General features: G+C 61.8%; 18 protein-coding genes, 1 tRNA gene and 1 pseudogene. 17 read left to right on the forward strand and 3 right to left on the reverse strand.

Annotated elements, in window-relative coordinates; translation table 11 throughout:
- Positions 1-126 precede the first annotated feature (126 nt).
- From Q0O97_RS14185 to Q0O97_RS14195, 3 genes are all read left to right on the forward strand, one after another.
- Positions 127-203: transfer RNA gene (locus Q0O97_RS14185), tRNA-Arg, on the forward strand.
- A gap of 516 nt (positions 204-719) precedes the next feature.
- On the forward strand, positions 720-1,079 hold the full coding sequence (locus tag Q0O97_RS14190; protein ID WP_294930615.1) for a hypothetical protein: 360 nt from the start codon (positions 720-722) through the stop codon (positions 1,077-1,079).
- Positions 1,080-1,193: 114 nt separating this feature from the next.
- Positions 1,194-1,853, forward strand: coding sequence for a L,D-transpeptidase (locus tag Q0O97_RS14195; RefSeq protein ID WP_294930618.1), 660 nt, complete (start codon positions 1,194-1,196; stop codon positions 1,851-1,853).
- A gap of 96 nt (positions 1,854-1,949) precedes the next feature.
- Here the strand turns inward: Q0O97_RS14195 and Q0O97_RS14200 are convergent, their stop codons facing one another.
- Positions 1,950-2,384 carry a helix-turn-helix domain-containing protein gene (locus tag Q0O97_RS14200; RefSeq protein ID WP_294930621.1) on the reverse strand — a complete coding sequence of 145 codons (435 nt, stop codon included), beginning with the start codon at positions 2,382-2,384 and terminating at the stop codon, positions 1,950-1,952.
- 93 nt (positions 2,385-2,477) lie between these two features.
- Between Q0O97_RS14200 and Q0O97_RS14205 the strand changes: the two genes are divergently transcribed.
- The 13 genes from Q0O97_RS14205 (at position 2,478) to Q0O97_RS14265 (ending at position 13,775) form a co-directional block, all read left to right on the forward strand.
- Complete coding sequence (locus tag Q0O97_RS14205; protein ID WP_294930624.1) at positions 2,478-4,682, forward strand: heavy metal translocating P-type ATPase; 2,205 nt, start codon at positions 2,478-2,480, stop codon at positions 4,680-4,682.
- A 4-nt stretch (positions 4,683-4,686) separates the two neighbouring features.
- Complete coding sequence (locus Q0O97_RS14210; RefSeq protein ID WP_294930628.1) at positions 4,687-5,307, forward strand: isoprenylcysteine carboxylmethyltransferase family protein; 621 nt, start codon at positions 4,687-4,689, stop codon at positions 5,305-5,307.
- Positions 5,304-5,759: a signal peptidase II gene (gene lspA / locus Q0O97_RS14215; RefSeq protein WP_294930631.1), complete on the forward strand. Its 456-nt coding sequence runs from the start codon at positions 5,304-5,306 to the stop codon at positions 5,757-5,759. Before Q0O97_RS14210 ends, lspA begins: the two co-directional genes overlap by 4 nt.
- Positions 5,760-5,925: 166 nt before the next feature.
- Positions 5,926-6,363, forward strand: a complete 438-nt coding sequence (locus tag Q0O97_RS14220; RefSeq protein WP_294930635.1) for a disulfide bond formation protein B — start codon at positions 5,926-5,928, stop codon at positions 6,361-6,363.
- Positions 6,360-7,019 carry a thioredoxin domain-containing protein gene (locus Q0O97_RS14225; RefSeq protein WP_294930638.1) on the forward strand — a complete coding sequence of 220 codons (660 nt, stop codon included), beginning with the start codon at positions 6,360-6,362 and terminating at the stop codon, positions 7,017-7,019. The genes Q0O97_RS14220 and Q0O97_RS14225 overlap by 4 nt, the downstream gene beginning before the upstream one ends.
- A gap of 10 nt (positions 7,020-7,029) precedes the next feature.
- The gene (locus Q0O97_RS14230; protein WP_294930641.1) at positions 7,030-7,617 is read left to right on the forward strand and encodes an SCO family protein; all 588 of its coding nucleotides are present in this window, start codon (positions 7,030-7,032) and stop codon (positions 7,615-7,617) included.
- Between the two features lie 4 nt (positions 7,618-7,621).
- Positions 7,622-8,095 (forward strand): copper chaperone PCu(A)C, encoded by a 474-nt coding sequence (locus Q0O97_RS14235; RefSeq protein ID WP_294930644.1) that lies wholly within the window; start codon positions 7,622-7,624, stop codon positions 8,093-8,095.
- A complete protein-coding gene (locus Q0O97_RS14240) occupies positions 8,080-8,691 on the forward strand; it encodes an SCO family protein (RefSeq protein WP_294930647.1) in 612 nt (203 codons plus the stop codon). The genes Q0O97_RS14235 and Q0O97_RS14240 overlap by 16 nt, the downstream gene beginning before the upstream one ends.
- The gene (locus Q0O97_RS14245) at positions 8,688-9,170 is read left to right on the forward strand and encodes a DUF411 domain-containing protein (protein ID WP_294930650.1); all 483 of its coding nucleotides are present in this window, start codon (positions 8,688-8,690) and stop codon (positions 9,168-9,170) included. Before Q0O97_RS14240 ends, Q0O97_RS14245 begins: the two co-directional genes overlap by 4 nt.
- Before the next feature lie 85 nt (positions 9,171-9,255).
- Positions 9,256-9,717 carry a L,D-transpeptidase family protein gene (locus tag Q0O97_RS14250; RefSeq protein WP_366125262.1) on the forward strand — a complete coding sequence of 154 codons (462 nt, stop codon included), beginning with the start codon at positions 9,256-9,258 and terminating at the stop codon, positions 9,715-9,717.
- Positions 9,718-9,824: 107 nt separating this feature from the next.
- Positions 9,825-11,027, forward strand: coding sequence for a M23 family metallopeptidase (locus tag Q0O97_RS14255; protein ID WP_294930656.1), 1,203 nt, complete (start codon positions 9,825-9,827; stop codon positions 11,025-11,027).
- A gap of 130 nt (positions 11,028-11,157) precedes the next feature.
- Complete coding sequence (locus tag Q0O97_RS14260) at positions 11,158-11,826, forward strand: L,D-transpeptidase (RefSeq protein WP_294930659.1); 669 nt, start codon at positions 11,158-11,160, stop codon at positions 11,824-11,826.
- 578 nt (positions 11,827-12,404) lie between these two features.
- Positions 12,405-13,775, forward strand: a complete 1,371-nt coding sequence (locus Q0O97_RS14265) for a hypothetical protein (protein ID WP_294930661.1) — start codon at positions 12,405-12,407, stop codon at positions 13,773-13,775.
- A gap of 99 nt (positions 13,776-13,874) precedes the next feature.
- Here the strand turns inward: Q0O97_RS14265 and Q0O97_RS14270 are convergent.
- Positions 13,875-14,737: pseudogene (locus Q0O97_RS14270) on the reverse strand (IS5 family transposase).
- 125 nt (positions 14,738-14,862) lie between these two features.
- On the opposite strand from Q0O97_RS14270, the gene Q0O97_RS14275 reads away from it, so the two are divergent.
- Entirely contained in the window at positions 14,863-15,105 is a 243-nt protein-coding gene (locus Q0O97_RS14275) for a hypothetical protein (RefSeq protein ID WP_294930663.1), read from the forward strand.
- A gap of 36 nt (positions 15,106-15,141) precedes the next feature.
- Here Q0O97_RS14275 and Q0O97_RS14280 read toward each other — a convergent pair.
- Positions 15,142-15,449: hypothetical protein (locus Q0O97_RS14280; protein WP_294930665.1), on the reverse strand; the 308-nt coding region annotated here is incomplete at its 5' end.

Below are 15,449 nucleotides of genomic sequence, written 5' to 3' on the forward strand. Positions count from 1 at the left end.
GCGGATGTCAACCTCGAATGCTAGTTGCGAGATGTGAAAAGAGGCCGACAAAACAACAACTTGAAAGATCGGATTTCTGGTCTTCCAACCGACGAAAAATTCGCGTAAGCACTGCGTAAGCAGAAGGCACCCATAGCTCAGCTGGATAGAGCGCACCCCTCCGAAGGGTGAGGTCTCAGGTTCGAATCCTGATGGGTGCGCCATTTTCTTTACCTCTCACTCGTCACGCAGTTCTGGCTTACCGTCAGATCTCTGACCAAATCAGCGACCTAGTCGTTGTCACTTCATCGACGTGACGAGCCCGAAGCCGCCATTGGACTTCAACGCTCTGAAAGCTGTAGTAGACATTATTCCGTTGGCGACGAAGTAGAACAGTCTGCCGCGGATTCCGGGTGACTAGATTTCGGAATGGCTATTGGCCTTTCCGACCATCCGTGCTGGTTTAGACATCTGCATCGGCTGTGATGGTTAGCGCGGGGCATTGGAGTAATCTCGGAGTTGGTCTCGGCGGTCTGGTTGTCGGAGGAGTCATCGTGGTCTAGCGCACCGATGGAACCCTCATCGGCAAGATGGACCTCAATTGGCCGACCATTCGCTGACGGGCGGGTCTTCCCACGGACATTCGACCGCACGATCTGCGCCATACCCATGCCACCCTACACGAACTTGCGATCACATGCGGATGGACTTTGCGACGCGTTCATTCTACCGATGGCGACATGATGCGCCTGCTTGCCATGATATTCATGCTCGCCGTAATGAACGTCACCCTGATCATATCGGTGGCGCATGACGGGATGGCGGCATCGCAGCAGGTCGCGGTGGAGACAGCGGTTGGGCAAGAGCCCGAACCGGTTGCCGCTTCCAGCAATGCGTCCTGTATGCTGAGCGGCAGTTGCAGCAGCGATGAAACGGCCTGCAGCTGGTCCTGCCCTGCACATGGGGCCATCGAGATTCAACCCACACAGTATGGCGTTGCGCTGAAGAGCGGCAAACTTGACCGCTTGTTTATACCGTCTCCCTGGAAAACCGCAGGACCGGCGCTACAAGAACGCCCCCCGAGAACCCTCTCCGTCTGATCCCGCGCCTCGGGCGCAATTCGCCATCAGCTTGGAACATCACTGTCGTCGCACTTGAATGGTTGTGGTGCCAAGGCCGATGTCATCGCAGACAGAACGAATTGAGTCATCATCATGGATAAGGGTTTCAAGGGCGCTGGCCTTGGTCGCAGGGCATTCGTCGGCGGGTTGGTGTGTGCCGGTAGCGGCGCGTTGGGGGCGTTTGCGCAGCAGGTCGACCCCACCACAGGAAATATGATTTACGGCAATGCCGCTCCGGGGCAGGCACCCGATATCGGCACCTGGCAGGTCGACGCGAGTGCCGATTCGCGTCGAAATCTGTCGTCATTCCGGATGCAGCATTGGAGCGATCACTTCAGCAGCCTAGGGGTCGGCGTGATCCTGGCAGATGTCTCGTCGCGGGCGCTGCATTATTGGTCCGCAGACGAGGCGACCTATCGCCTCTATCCCTGCTCGGTGCCGCTAAGCGAAGAGCTGACCAAGCGCGGCAAGACCGAGATCGTGCGCAAGGCGAAGAACCCGCCATGGACGCCGACACCGGACATGCGCAAGAGGGATCCGGACCTGCCATTGCGCGTCGAAGGCGGCGATCCCGACAACCCCCTAGGCGCTTACGGCCTCTATCTTTCCTGGCCCGCCTATCTCGTTCACGGCACCCATGACACCCGCAAGATAGGCCGCATGTCATCCAACGGCTGCTACGGCCTCTATAACGAGCATGTCACCGAGCTTTACGGGCTGGCCGAGATCGGCACGCAGGTTGCCGTGTTTTGAGGACCTCGCCGCAGGTTCGTCCTGCGGCGGCTTGCGAAGCCCGGAGGTTCGCGGATGATCACTTCTGTTCATGCTTCGATTGGCGAGAAGCCGCGGCTATTCGGCTCGGGCCACGCCATGATCGCCATGCAGGCAAAGCCCGTGGTTGGCCAGCACCCCGATGACGCGGCAGTCCGAGATGCTGCCATGGGCGCATTGGACGATCATGCGCTCAAGTTCGGCTTGCAGGGCCCTCAGCCGCTCGATGCGGGCATTGACCGCCGCAAGCTGGCGCCTGGCGATCTCGTCGGCGGCGGCGCAGGGGATGTCGGGGCGGTCGGAGAGGCTCAGCAATTCGCGGATCGCTTCCAGCGGGAAGCCCAACTCGCGCGCATGGCGGATGAACCCCAGCCGCTCCTGCGTCTTTGGTCCGTAAAGGCGCTGGTTGCCGGCGCTGCGCTCGGCTTCGGGCAGAAGGCCGATCTGCTCGTAATAGCGGATGGTCGGCACCTTCACCCCGGTCGCCGCGCCGAGTTTTCCGATGGAGAGCATGAGAAATCCCTTGAAGCTCTAGTCGCTAGAGAGACTAGGTTCCCGAATCATCGAGGACAAGGGCCTGCGGAATGCGCGGGCAGGAGATGAGCGATGCGTGACGAACAGGCCGAACGGGTCGAATGGACGGTGACGGGTATGGATTGCGCCGCCTGCACCCGCAAGATTACGGCGGCGCTTGGCGGGATGCCGGGGGTGGGCGATGTCTCGGTCGGGCTGATGGCCGAGAGGCTGTCGCTGACCCTGCAACCGGGCGGCACCAGCCGCGACCAGATCGAGGATGCGGTGCGCCGGTTGGGTTATGGCATCGCGCCGAAGGGCCAGGACGCGCCGCGCAAGAAAGCCTTCGTGCTGCCTGGCGCTGAACCTTCACTGCCCCATGAACATGGCGGGCATAGCCACGACGACCCCGCCGACCGGGGCAAGCGCTGGTATCAAACCGCCAAGGGCAGGCTGGTGATCCTGACCGGGCTGCTGCTGGCCGCTGCCACGGCGTTCGAACTGCTGAGTGGCTCCGATTACGGCTATTGGGCCTTCGTGACTGCCTGTGTGATCGGCGTGGCGCCGGTGGCAAGGCGTGCCTGGCAGGCGCTGCGCATGGGCCAACCCTTCACCATCGAAAGCCTGATGTCCATCGCCGCCGTGGGCGCGCTGTTCATCGGCGCGGCGGAGGAGGCGGCGTTGGTCGTCTTCCTCTTCGCCGTGGGCGAGGTGCTGGAGGGCGTGGCGGCCAACAAGGCGCGCGACGGCATCCGCTCGCTGGCCGATCTGGTGCCCAAGACCGCGCTGCTTGAGATGGGCGGCCAGACCCGCGAGGTTCCCGCCGACAGCCTCCAGATCGGCCAGACCGTTCTGGTCCGCCCCGGCGACCGTATCCCGGCGGATGGCGAGATCGTCGAGGGCACGAGCGGCATCGACGAAAGCCCGGTCACCGGCGAAAGCGTGCCGCGCACGCGCGGGCCGGGCGAGCCGGTCTTCGCGGGCTCGATCAACGCCGAGGCCGCGCTGCGGGTGCGGGTGACGCGGGCGGCCTCGGACAACACCATCAGCCGCATCATCCGGCTGGTCGAGGAGGCCGAGGACGCCCGCGCGCCCACCGAACGCTTCATCGACCGCTTCAGCCGCTGGTATATGCCGACCATCGTCTCGCTGTCGGCGCTGGTGGTGCTGATCCCGCCGCTGGCTTTCGGGCAGGATTGGGAGACCTGGATCTATCGCGGGCTGGCGCTGCTGCTGATCGGCTGCCCCTGCGCGCTGGTGATCTCGGTTCCCGCTTCCATCGCCTCATCTTTGTCCTCGGGCGCGCGGCGGGGCCTGCTGATGAAGGGCGGCGTGGTGATCGAGACCGCTGCGGGTATCGCGCGGGTGGCCTTCGACAAGACCGGAACGCTGACGCGCGGCAAGCCCGAGGTGACCGATGTGGTCCCGGCGGAAGGCGTGAGCGAGGCCGAACTGCTGGCCGTGGCTGGCGGGGTCGAGGCCGGATCGTCGCACCCGTTGGCAAAGGCGATCCTGCGCCGGGTCGAGGCCGTCGGCATCACCCCGCTGCCCGCCCGCGAGGCCCGCGCCATCATCGGCAAGGGTGTCGAGGCCGAGGTGGACGGCGCCCCCACCTGGGTGTCTTCGCCCCGCCATGCGGCGGAGGCCGGAGGGATCGAAGCCCTGTCGATCCGACGTGTCACCGAACTGGAGGACGAAGGCAAGACCGTGGTCGCCGTGTTCCGCGACCGTCACCCCTTCGGCCTGATCGCCATGCGCGACGAGCCGCGCACCGATGCCGCCGAGGCCATGCGGCAGTTGCGGGCCATGGGCGTCGGTGCGGTGATGCTGACGGGCGACAACCCGCGCACCGCGGCGGCCATCGCCGGGGGTCTCGGCATGGGCTGGCAGGCCGAGATGATGCCCGAGGACAAGCTGGAAGCGATTCGTGCCATGGGCGCCAGCGGCGGCGTGATGATGATCGGCGACGGCATCAACGACGCCCCGGCGCTGAAACAGGCCACGGTCGGGGTGGCGATGGGCTCGGGCACCGACGTGGCGCTGGAAACGGCGGATGCGGCGATCCTGCGCGACCGGGTCGGCGATGTGCCCGCGCTGATCCGGCTGGCGCGCGCCACGATGGGCAATATCCGCCAGAACGTGACCATTGCACTGGGGCTGAAGGCGGTGTTCCTCGTGACGTCGGTCCTGGGCATCACCGGGCTTTGGATCGCCATCCTCGCCGATACCGGCGCCACGGTGCTGGTCACGCTGAACGCGCTTCGGTTGCTGGCCTTCGATCCATCGAGGCAGGGGTGAGGCCATGGCACCGGCGAACTGCATCAGCCTCGGCATCCTCGCGATCTATCTCGCAGGATTCTTCTGGGGCACTATCGAGGCGGCCCGCGCCGCAGGACAGTCGGTCTGGCTGTTCGGCAAGGCGTCCGGAACAAGCCGGCTCGCAGCTTTTGGCTTCCGCGCTGCCTTCGTTCTGGCGTTGACAGGGCCGATTCTGTGGCTCGCGGTCCCGATGCTGCATGGGGCTGATCCGCTCTGGGGGACGGAGAAGCACACGCTCTTTGGCGTAATCGGCGCAGTCACAGCCGCCACCGGCGCGGCACTGGCCTTCGCCGCGCAGATGTCGATGGGGGCCTCATGGCGAGTCGGTGTGGCACCGGGCAAGACCGGTGCTCTGGTGACAGGCGGCCTCTACCGGATCAGCCGCAACCCGACTTTCCTTGGACAAATTGTCCTGCTGGCTGGCGTGGCGCTGGCGGTCCCCTCGCTGCCCACCGCGCTGGCGCCGGTCCTGTTCCTGTGGTCGGCCTCGGTCCAGATCCGCGAGGAGGAACGGGTGCTGCGCGCCGCCCATGGCGCGGCTTATGACGCTTGGGCCGCCCGGGTGCCGCGCTGGATCGGCCTTCGCCGGGAGGAACGGATTTGAAGCCGCGCAGCCTCCTACTTGTCGCCCTGCTGGTCCTGCTGCTGGACCAGGCGAGCAAGACCGTCGCACTCTCCCTGCTGGTCGAGGGATGGCCCGTCGCGGTCTTTCCCGGTTTCAACCTGTCCCTCGGCTTCAATACTGGCGCCAGCTTCGGGATGCTGGCCGAAACCATGGCGACGCGGCCGCTGATCATGGCCGTGCTGACAGCGGCGCTGACCGCTCTCTTCGCCTTCCTGGCGTTGCGTGCCCGCCATCCATTTGAGGCCGTCGGTTATGCCCTGATCGTCGGGGGGGCCGCGAGCAACGTTCTGGACCGGCTCCGGCTAGGCAGCGTGACGGATTTCCTGGATTTCTATTGGCGCGGCTACCATTGGCCGGCCTTCAATGGCGCGGACATCGCGATTGTTCTGGGCGCGGTGCTGTTCCTTCTTCCCATGGCGAAAAGGACCTAGCGCCATGACGGAAGCCCTTATCGCAGCCGCGCTCATATTCCTTGCCTATCTGGGACTCTATGTCTGGGGCAGGCTCGTGGCGAACGGAGCGCGTGGCGAGGCGGCATTCCAGGATCCATCCACCAAACGAACGGAAGACCCTGCAATGCGATCACCCGGCCCGCCAATGCCTGATCACGGCACAGCCACGACGACTGCGGAAATTTTTCTTCTCGTCGCCTTCGTAACCGCGCTGGCAGCAACTCTGGGCGCCCTGTTCATCGGCGAGGTTCTGGGCCAGATGCCCTGCACCCTGTGCTGGTATCAGCGGATCGCGATGTTCCCCTTGGTGCCGGTCCTGGCCATCGGCCTGTGGCGCGGGGATGCGGGTGCGCGGATCTATGCCCTGCCGCTGGTGCTGGCCGGGCTGGCCATCGCGCTGTGGCATTCCGGCCTTTACGCCGGGCTGATCCCCGAGGCCGTCAGCCCCTGCACGCAAGACGGCCCCTCCTGCTCGGACCGGGCGCAGATGACCGTCCTCGGCCTGCCGATCCCCTATCTCTCGCTTGCCGCCTTCGCGGCGATCGCGCTGTGCCTTGGCCTGATGAAAGGAAAACGAACATGAACCGCAGAACCGTCGTCATCGGCAGCCTCGCCCTCGGCGCGGCCGCCTTCGCGGGCGGGGCCTGGCAGGTCGCCCGGCGGCGCGAGGCCGCGCAGACCGCCGCCATCGCCGAGACCCTGCGGGATCAGCCCGATGCGCTGATCCGCCCGTACTCCCCGATCCTCGGGCCCGCGGATGCGCCGGTGACGCTGGTCGAGTTCTTCGATCCTTCCTGCGAGGCCTGCCGCGCCTTCCATCCCGCGGTCAGCCGGCTGCTGCGCGACCATCCCGAAGAACTGCGCGTCGTGCTGCGCTATACGCCCTTCCACCGGGGGTCGGACGAGGCCGTGCGCATCCTGGAAGCCGCCCGCCGTCAGGACCTGTTCGTGCCGGTGCTGGACATCCTACTGGAACATCAACCCGCCTGGGCCGTCCATGGCAACCCGCGGCTGGACCTGGCGTGGCAACTGGCCGGACAGGCGGGGCTGGATCTGGAGCGGGCACAGACCGACCGGCTGCATCCCGACATCACCGGGATTCTCAACCAGGACATGGCGGATGTGGAAGCGATGCAGATCCGGGGCACGCCGACCTTCTTCGTCAACGGCGAAAGGTTGACGGATCTGAGCATCGAGAATCTGCGTGCGGCCGTCGCCGCCGCGGTGAACGCACAGTGAGGGACGAAGAATGACTCTGCGACGGATCAGGCTGGTTCTCTGGACATTGGTGGCACTCGCACTGGTGGGTGTCCTGGCGCTGCAATGGGTGGGTCGGAGGCCCGAGCCGCCCCAGCCCGCCTTCCGCCCCGATTTCACGTTGCAGGACGAGGCCGGGCGGACCTATGGCATGGAGGACTTCCGCGGCAGGTTCGCGCTGGTCTTCTTCGGCTTCACCAATTGCCCCGATGTCTGCCCGACGACCATGTCCGAGGTCGCGCAGGTGATGGACGACCTCGGACCGGAGGCCGACAAGGTGCAGCCGCTGTTCATCTCCATCGACCCCGAACGCGACCGCAGGCAGGGGCTGGCCGCATATCTGGCGGCCTTCCATCCGGCGATCCTCGGCCTTGCCGGCGATGGTGCCGCGACGCAGGCGGCCGCCGAGGGCTTCAAGGTCCATTTCGGGCGCGAGGAAGACCCTGCCGCCCCGGATGGCTACTCCATGTCGCACAGCCCGGGGCTGTTTCTGGTCGGCCCCGATGGCGAATGGCTGCGCCAGTTTCCCTATGAAACCCCGGCGGCCGAGATTCTGGCGGATATTCAGGAAAGGATCTGAACCGATGAAACGCTTCGCAACCGCCCTTGGGCTGGCCGTGATGCTGCCCCTTGCCGCCGCTGCCGACTGCGCCAGCGTCTCGGCGCACGGGCTGACCGTCACCGGCGCCTGGTCGCGCGCCACCATCGGCAGCGAGCGCCCGGCGGTTTTCTATGTCGAGATCCGCAACGAGGGCGAAACCGCCGACCGTCTGACGGGCATCGAAACCCCGGTCGCCGCCATGCCGATGCTGCACCGGACCGTGGTCGAAGACGGCGTCGCCTCGATGCCCCATGCCGAGGCGATCGAGATCCCGGCGGGCGAGACCGTCGGCCTCGCGCCCGGCGGCCATCACGGCATGCTGATGGGGCTGACGGCGCCCCTGACCGAGGGCGAGAGTTTCCCCGTCACGCTGCAATTCGAACGGGCCGGCGCGGTCGAGATCGATACCCGCGTCCTGTCGATCCGGGCGCAGGAGGCGCAATGCGACGCCGGTTGATCCTTGGCGGGGCAGGGGTCCTCGGCGCCTTCGGCTTCATGACCGGCCTGGGCGCCTGGCGCAGCGGCGACCTGCGGCGGATCACCGGCGGCGATGCGGGCGCGTCCGACCGGATCGACCTCGCCCGCATGGATTGGGAACTGACCGACGACCGGGGCGATCGCGTCTCGCCGCGCGACTGGCTGGGCCGGGCCAGCATGGTCTTCTTCGGCTTCACCTGGTGCCCCGATGTCTGCCCGACGACGATGATGGACATCTCGGACTGGCTGGAGAGCCTGGGGCCGGACGCCGAGCGGATCCATGTCAGCCTGATCACCGTCGATCCCGAGCGCGACAGCCCGGAGATCTTGGGCGAATATCTCTCGAACTTCGATCCCCGCATCCGCGGCCTGACCGGCACGCCCGCGGAGATCGCCCAAGCCGCCGGCGCATTCGGCGCCCGATACGAGCGGATCCCGCGCGACGACGGCGATTACACCATGGACCATACCTCCGGCGTGCATGTCTTCCGGCCATCGGGGGCATTGTCCAGCATCATCGATTTCCACGAAGATCGCAAATTCGCGGTCCCCAAGATCAGAAGGGCCATCGAATGAAAACCTTTTCCACCACAAGCCGCAATGCGCTGGCCGCCATCCTGCTGGCCTTTCCCGGGGCCGCCGTCGCGCAGGACGATGCCGCTCACGCCATTCATGTCGTCGAGGGGCAGGGCTGCGAATGCTGCGTCGAATGGACGGAATATCTGCGCCAGCAGGGCTTCGAGGTCAGGTCGGAAAAGCGCTTCGGCACCCTGCTGATGCAACACAAGATGGATATGGGCGTGCCGGTCGAGCATTCTTCCTGCCATACCGGCGAAATCGAGGGTTATTTCGTCGAAGGCCATGTCCCGGCCGAGGACATTCGCAGATTGCTTGCGGAGCGGCCCGAAGCCGCCGGTATTGCGGTGCCCGGCATGCCCTATGGCAGCCCCGGCATGGGGCCGGAATCCCGGCGCGAGGCCTATGACGTGTTGCTGATCCGCAAGGACGGCAGCAGCGAGGTCTTCAGCAGCTACGCCGCAGGAAGCGAGCAGTGATACCCTTCAGGAGAGTTCCCGCATGATCCCGTTGAACAGACGCCATTTTTCCCTGGCCGCTCTTACCGCTCTCGCGGGTTGTGGCGTGCCCCAAGCGAAGCGACCGCAGTTCAAGACCTATTCCGGCCCCTCGGTTACTCAGGTCGTGGTCTACAAGGGCCAGCGCCGGATGCACCTGGTCAGCGGGCAGACGGTGCTGAGATCCTACGATTTCGGGCTGGGCTTCCAGCCGGTCGGCCACAAGCAGTTCGAAGGGGACGGCAAGACGCCCGAGGGGGTCTATTTCGTGGACCGCTTCAATCCCCGCAGCCGTTACCATCTCTCGGTCGGCATTTCCTATCCGAACGAACGCGACCGGGCCTTTGCCGCGCAGTTGGGACGCGATCCGGGCGGGGACATCATGTTCCACGGCCGTGGGCCCGAAGGCAATCAACAGGTCCGCAGGAGCCGGGACTGGACCGCCGGCTGCATCGCTGTCACCGACGAGGAGATTGAGGATATCTACGCGATGCTGCAACCCGGCGTGCCGGTCGTGATCTATGCCTGAGACATGCGGCAATAGGAAAGAGATGAGAATGACCGACTCCCTTCCGCTTCGCTTCGTTATAAAAAACCGCAGCCTTCTATGATGCTAGTCAAAGGACATCCTGCCAGATGCCTGAACGAATAGTTTCCCTAATTCTGGACGCTCTGCTCATAGCTGCGTCAGCAGTTAATGAAATCACGCTTCAAACTGTGCCTGATCTGATCGCATCAGAAAAGGTTGCGCAGGTTCTGACCGGCGACAAGCCTTTCAATGACGAGGGGGCATTACGAACTCCGAACATGCTGTCGGAATGGATAGAGAGAATTTCTGGAGCAGGTAATGTCTCTTTTCCTTCCAATCTCCACGTTGGTGAACCTCTGGCATGGAGGAGATCTAATGAGGAACCTACTATCCTGACCACCTTACGGGCATCAGAATCAATCGATTCTGCAGTGAAACTCAAGTTTGAAGATGAGCACTCTAAGCGATTGGGTGCGTGGGAGGTGATGACCCGAAACCGTACAGAAATTCTTGCCATCGATGGTACGCTATATGATGCAATGAAGAAGCGCGGTATTCCAGAGGGATTTTCTGATACTATGGTGGAATTGACCACGGGTCATATAGATTTCCGACGCGATCTTCGCGGAGGCGAGACGGTTGCTCTTGCCTGGCAGGAGGAGATCTTGTCCAATGGCATCGCGATAGGGAAGCCTCGGCTAGCCTATGCGCGTCTCACTCTCGGTGATCGAATGTATGAGGTAGTTTCGCGTGGTCAAAACAGTCCGCTAATACTTCTTGAAAATGGAGAAGCGGTACAAAGGAGTACGCAACCGGTTACGAGTGCCCGTCTTTCGTCCGGATTCGGCAATCGCAAACATCCGGTTCTCGGTCGGCAACGCATGCATACCGGGGTCGACTATGCCGCACCAATCGGAACTCCTGTGATTTCTACTGGTGCGGGCAGGGTAGTATTTGCAGGAAATATTCGCGGTTATGGACGCACAATTGACATCGAACATGACAAAGAAACTGTTACTCGATATGCCCATCTGTCGAGAATTTCTCCTGAAGTTTCAGTTGGATCTCGTGTGAAAGCTGGCGATCAGATTGGAGCTGTGGGAGCTACGGGTCTCGTCTCAGGACCAAATTTGCATTACGAGGTAAGACTCAATGGCAGCCCTGTTAACCCGCTCGATCATCTCGTCTTGACCGAGCATGAAGCAAAAAGAACTCCTGACATTGTTACATTGAACACATGGCGCTCAGCGACTTCGTTTCCCAGGGCAGCAGAGGGAGGTCAGCGGAACTTACTTGAAAATCAAAAATAACAGCAGCAGCTATATCGTGTCACCCCTGCACTCTTTTGATGGTTAATCGTATAACGCCAACAAGAATGCCATCAATCACGAGAAACTTCCATCCAACCAGTGACGCATACATCATATGAAGGATCCTATCGTGCTAACGAGACGCCATTTCTTAATTACCGGTTCCACATTGTTTTCGGCAGCGATCTCCTCATCCGCGCTACTGGCCAATTCCTGGCCGTCAGAAGCGCAGATGAACGCTTGGGATGCCGAAGTTACACCTCCGTTCTATAATTCGGCAACGTCAAATCCCTGGGGGCTGCATCCGCGCTTTCTTCCTGTGCGAGTTGAAGCAAATGCGGGGCTGAAACCGGGCGATATTCATGTTGATGCAGTTGCACGATATCTTTACCATATTCAGAACGACGGCACGGCAATAAGATATGGAGTCGCAATCGGTCGAGGCGATCTTTATGAGCCGGGCACTTATACGATCAGGCGTAAGGCGAAATGGCCGCACTGGACGCCAACAGCAAATATGATTGCACGGGAACCAGAATTATATGCGCAGTATGCGGATGGAATGGAACCGGGTCCGCTTAACGCTCTTGGTTCGCGGGCCCTTTATCTATATGTAGGTGAACGCGACACCTACCTCCGAATACATGGCACACCATTACCTCAATCAATTGGTACTCGCGCAAGTTCAGGCTGCGTACGAATGGTAATGGCGCATGTCAACGAACTATACGAAAAAGTTGACTTGGGAGTGACCGCAGTTCTTTACCCCGGTGAAGATCGAGTAACGGCTAATAGCTGAATTTTGGTTGCTTTATAAATGGGCTTGAATGCGAACTGGAGCATGAGGATGAAGAAAAATATTTTGGGATTCGCGTTTATGGCTATTGCCATAGGAGGGTGTTCCGTTGTTTCAGAAAGTATAGAGCGCGCGCCTGCTGCGCTACCTGATGAAGTGGTAGCGTTGGCCGCACCAAATCAGAATATCGAGACTGCGCGTTTATCGTCCGATGATAACTGCTACTGGTATGAGCATGTTGGCCCGGTAGAAACAACATTGATTCCACTTATTTCGCTCAGGGGCGGTCCCATTTGCCTCGAAAGAACCTCATAAACAGATCTGAAGCTCGTTGCATTAGGCACTTAACGCTAGTATTGGTTACTGATCTCTATAGTTGAGGCCAGATGAGTTCAAAAGCTATGTGCCATTACAGGATATGAATGAGAACTATTTGAAAATACCACGTGCCACCCTTTATGCCAGCCCTTCGGATGCCATGCGTTCTTTTCCGGATAGCGAGCCTCACCATCAAGCGAGAATAGAAACCTGCCAGGCAATATGCTTCAAGCGCCCGGTAGTAGGCTTCAAAGGAGTACGACATGACGACGATCTTTCGCAAAGACGCGATGCGGCCCGCCGGTATGACGGGGCGCGCGACGAGCAGGCTGCTGCTGGCACCGGTGCTTGCAGGCGGCCTTGCCCTTGTGGCGGTGCTCCCCGCACAGGCTCAGGAAACGGCTGAAAATGGCTGGCGCTATCACGTCGAGGCGATCGGCACCGGCGTCAACGACGGTTTCGAGCTTGCCTTGGATCCGGTCGCAGGCCGGGTCTACGTCGCCGATGCCGCATGGCGCAGCGAGGCGCGCGATACGGGCGGCGATCCCTGGCTGACGCAGACGGCCAGCGGCAAGCTGGTGGTCTTCGATTCCGCAAACCGTTCGTTTGTGGGCGTGCATTCCTTCCTCGACTTGTCCCGCACGGACGGCTCGGGAACCGAGCGCGATCCGCTGGACTGGTCGGGCGTCGATTCCGAGCAAGAGACCACCGCCTCGATGCGCGCGACCTTCTCGCCCTATGGCGTGGCGGTCGACGGCACCACCACCGGTGCCGATGGCCAGCCTGACGCGACGATCGTCACCACCACCGCCCGCGGCCGCGACCCGCAGGCGGGCTATGGCGGCCATATGGTGATCTACAACGCTTCGCAGGGGGCGCCGAGCGATGACGACCGGCTGTGGCAGTTCGAGGATGGCTCGCCCATATTCGAGGGAATGCGCCGCGTCGTCGTGAACACGCAGACCCATAAGGCCTATGTCAGCAATATCGGCCAGCGCGGCGATGCTGCCGAGCGTCGTCCCGGCTTTGTCGCGGTGGTCGACCTGCCTTCGAAGACGGTCGAGGCGCGCGTGCCGCTGCCAGACGGGCTTGGCGTGATCGGGGTCGCCGTGGACGAGGAAAACGGCCTTGTCTATGCGGGCGCGCTGAACGGCGAAAACCTGTTTGTTTTCGATGCGGGTGAGGTCGATACTTCGAACCCGCAGGATCTGGCGCTGAACGCGGACCTGCCGAGGCTGCTTGAGCAGGCCGAGGTCGGCGCGAACGCCCGCCCGGAATACGACCCCGCGACGAAACGGCTTTACGTCGCGGCCTTTGGTGAACCGGGGAAGATCACCGTAATCGATGCCGATCCTGCCAGTGCCGATTATGGCAGCGTGGTGAATGCCGTCGAAACCGGGTCGGTCAACGCCGTCACCGTCGATGCCGACCGGGGGCTGCTTTTCTCGGCCAACCTCGGAGATAAGGAGGTGGTCGTGCATGATCTGGACACGCTGGACGTGGTGCTGCGCGTGCCTACTTCAGGCGAGCCGATCAACACCGCCATCGACCCCACCACCGGCGATATCTGGGTCGCCCATGCGAAAGACACCGGCAAGCTCGATGTGATCACGCTGAAAGGGTCCACTCAGTAACCTTTTAATTCAGTATCGGCAGAGTCTGGTCTTCGCTTTGCGGAGACCAAGACCCTTACCCAATGGATCTCTCGGGCTTGCAACGGAAAACGCCTTAGGTCATGTTGACAAATGGCGAAGCCATAGCCTGATGCAGGCTATGTCGACGAAGCCGAGGAAACTGTCTTTGGTTTTGTCGTAGCGGGTTGCGAGCCTGCGGGTGTTCTTCAGCTTGTTGAAGCAGCGTTCGACCATGTTGCGCAGCGTATAGATGGCCATGTCGTCGACCTTGCGCATCTTCCGGTTCTTGCGCATCGGGATCATCTGCAGGGCGTTGCGGCTCTCGATATCTTCCCGAATTTCATCAGAGTCGTAGCCCCTGTCGGCGACCAGAACGGCGGGCTGCGGCAAGTTGTCGGCCATTACCAGATCGTAGCCGGTGTAATCGGAATCCTGGCCCGGCGTGATCTCGGTCCTCATCGGGAGGCCAGCGCCGTTGACGCGGAGATGGATCTTGGTCGAGAACCCACCTCTCGAACGGCCAAGAGCCTCTTTCGGAGTCCCCGTTATCGGATCGGGTCGAAACGTCCACTGGACGTTTCTTTGCCTCAAACTGCGCCTGCCGCATGATGATGCGCCCGGATCACCCTCGCCGGTTCGCTCGAACCGGTGGCGCTCACCGGCTCGATGTCGACCATCTGCAGCTTGTCCGGCGCAACCCCGGCATGGTTGAGAGCATCCAGGATGTCCTCCCACAGCCCCGCTAAGGTCCACCGCCGGAACTGACGGTAGACCGACGACCACTTGCCGAACTTCTGGGGTAGGTCGCGCCAAGGCGCACCAGTCCTTGCGATCCAGAAAATGCCATCCAGAACAAGACGATGATCCGCAGGCTTCCGCCCGTTCGGGTGCCGGACGGCGCGAATGAAGCCCTCGAAGAAGGCCCACTCATCGTCGGATATCAGGTTGCGCGCCAAGATCACCTCCTACGTAGAGATGAGCTTGAATCATAGGTCGCCGACCAGTGGAAGCCCTTTTGTCAACACGACCTAGCGCTTTCCACCTGACGTTGGGATATTGGAAAATTCGTCAGTGCAGGGTTGGCGCGATGACTTCCGATGATTACGCTAATATCGTGCTTTTTGCGGCGGCTCACCGCGCGCAAGGTGCATTCGACAGGTTTCGCAGCTTCTTCAGCCTGTTGAGGCCCGATCTGGTTACCCTACATGAAATCACCGACTGGAAGTCCGGCGAGATCGTGCATGAGGAATGCTCACTCGAGAGCGCCATTGAATATCTCGATGCCAGTCCGGGAATTTTGCTTCGATTTCCACCTCAGGGATCCGGATGAAAACATATTCACGTTCTTCTATCGACCACCCAGCTGTCATGTGATGAGCATTCCGTGTGGCTTGGTCACCGTCGATGAGATCAAGGCGTTCATCAGGGAGTTCGATATTCGCCATGCCTGGGGGCCGGCGAGGATAGTCCGCCGCCGGGTAGCATCGAGGAGATCGAAGCGGTTTCCGGTTGCGCCAACTCTCCCTTCCTGCGCTATCACCACGGAAAGCTCCTGCTCGGCAGGGATCTGGTCAGATAGGGAGCAAGATTCGCGCAGTTGCCAAAAGACCTTCAAGGACGTCTCCGTCCGCTGACGCTGCTCTGACGGGCGGAATCTGGGGCTGATAGTGTCCA

The organism is uncultured Paracoccus sp. (assembly GCF_945915435.1).
Taxonomy (GTDB): domain Bacteria; phylum Pseudomonadota; class Alphaproteobacteria; order Rhodobacterales; family Rhodobacteraceae; genus Paracoccus.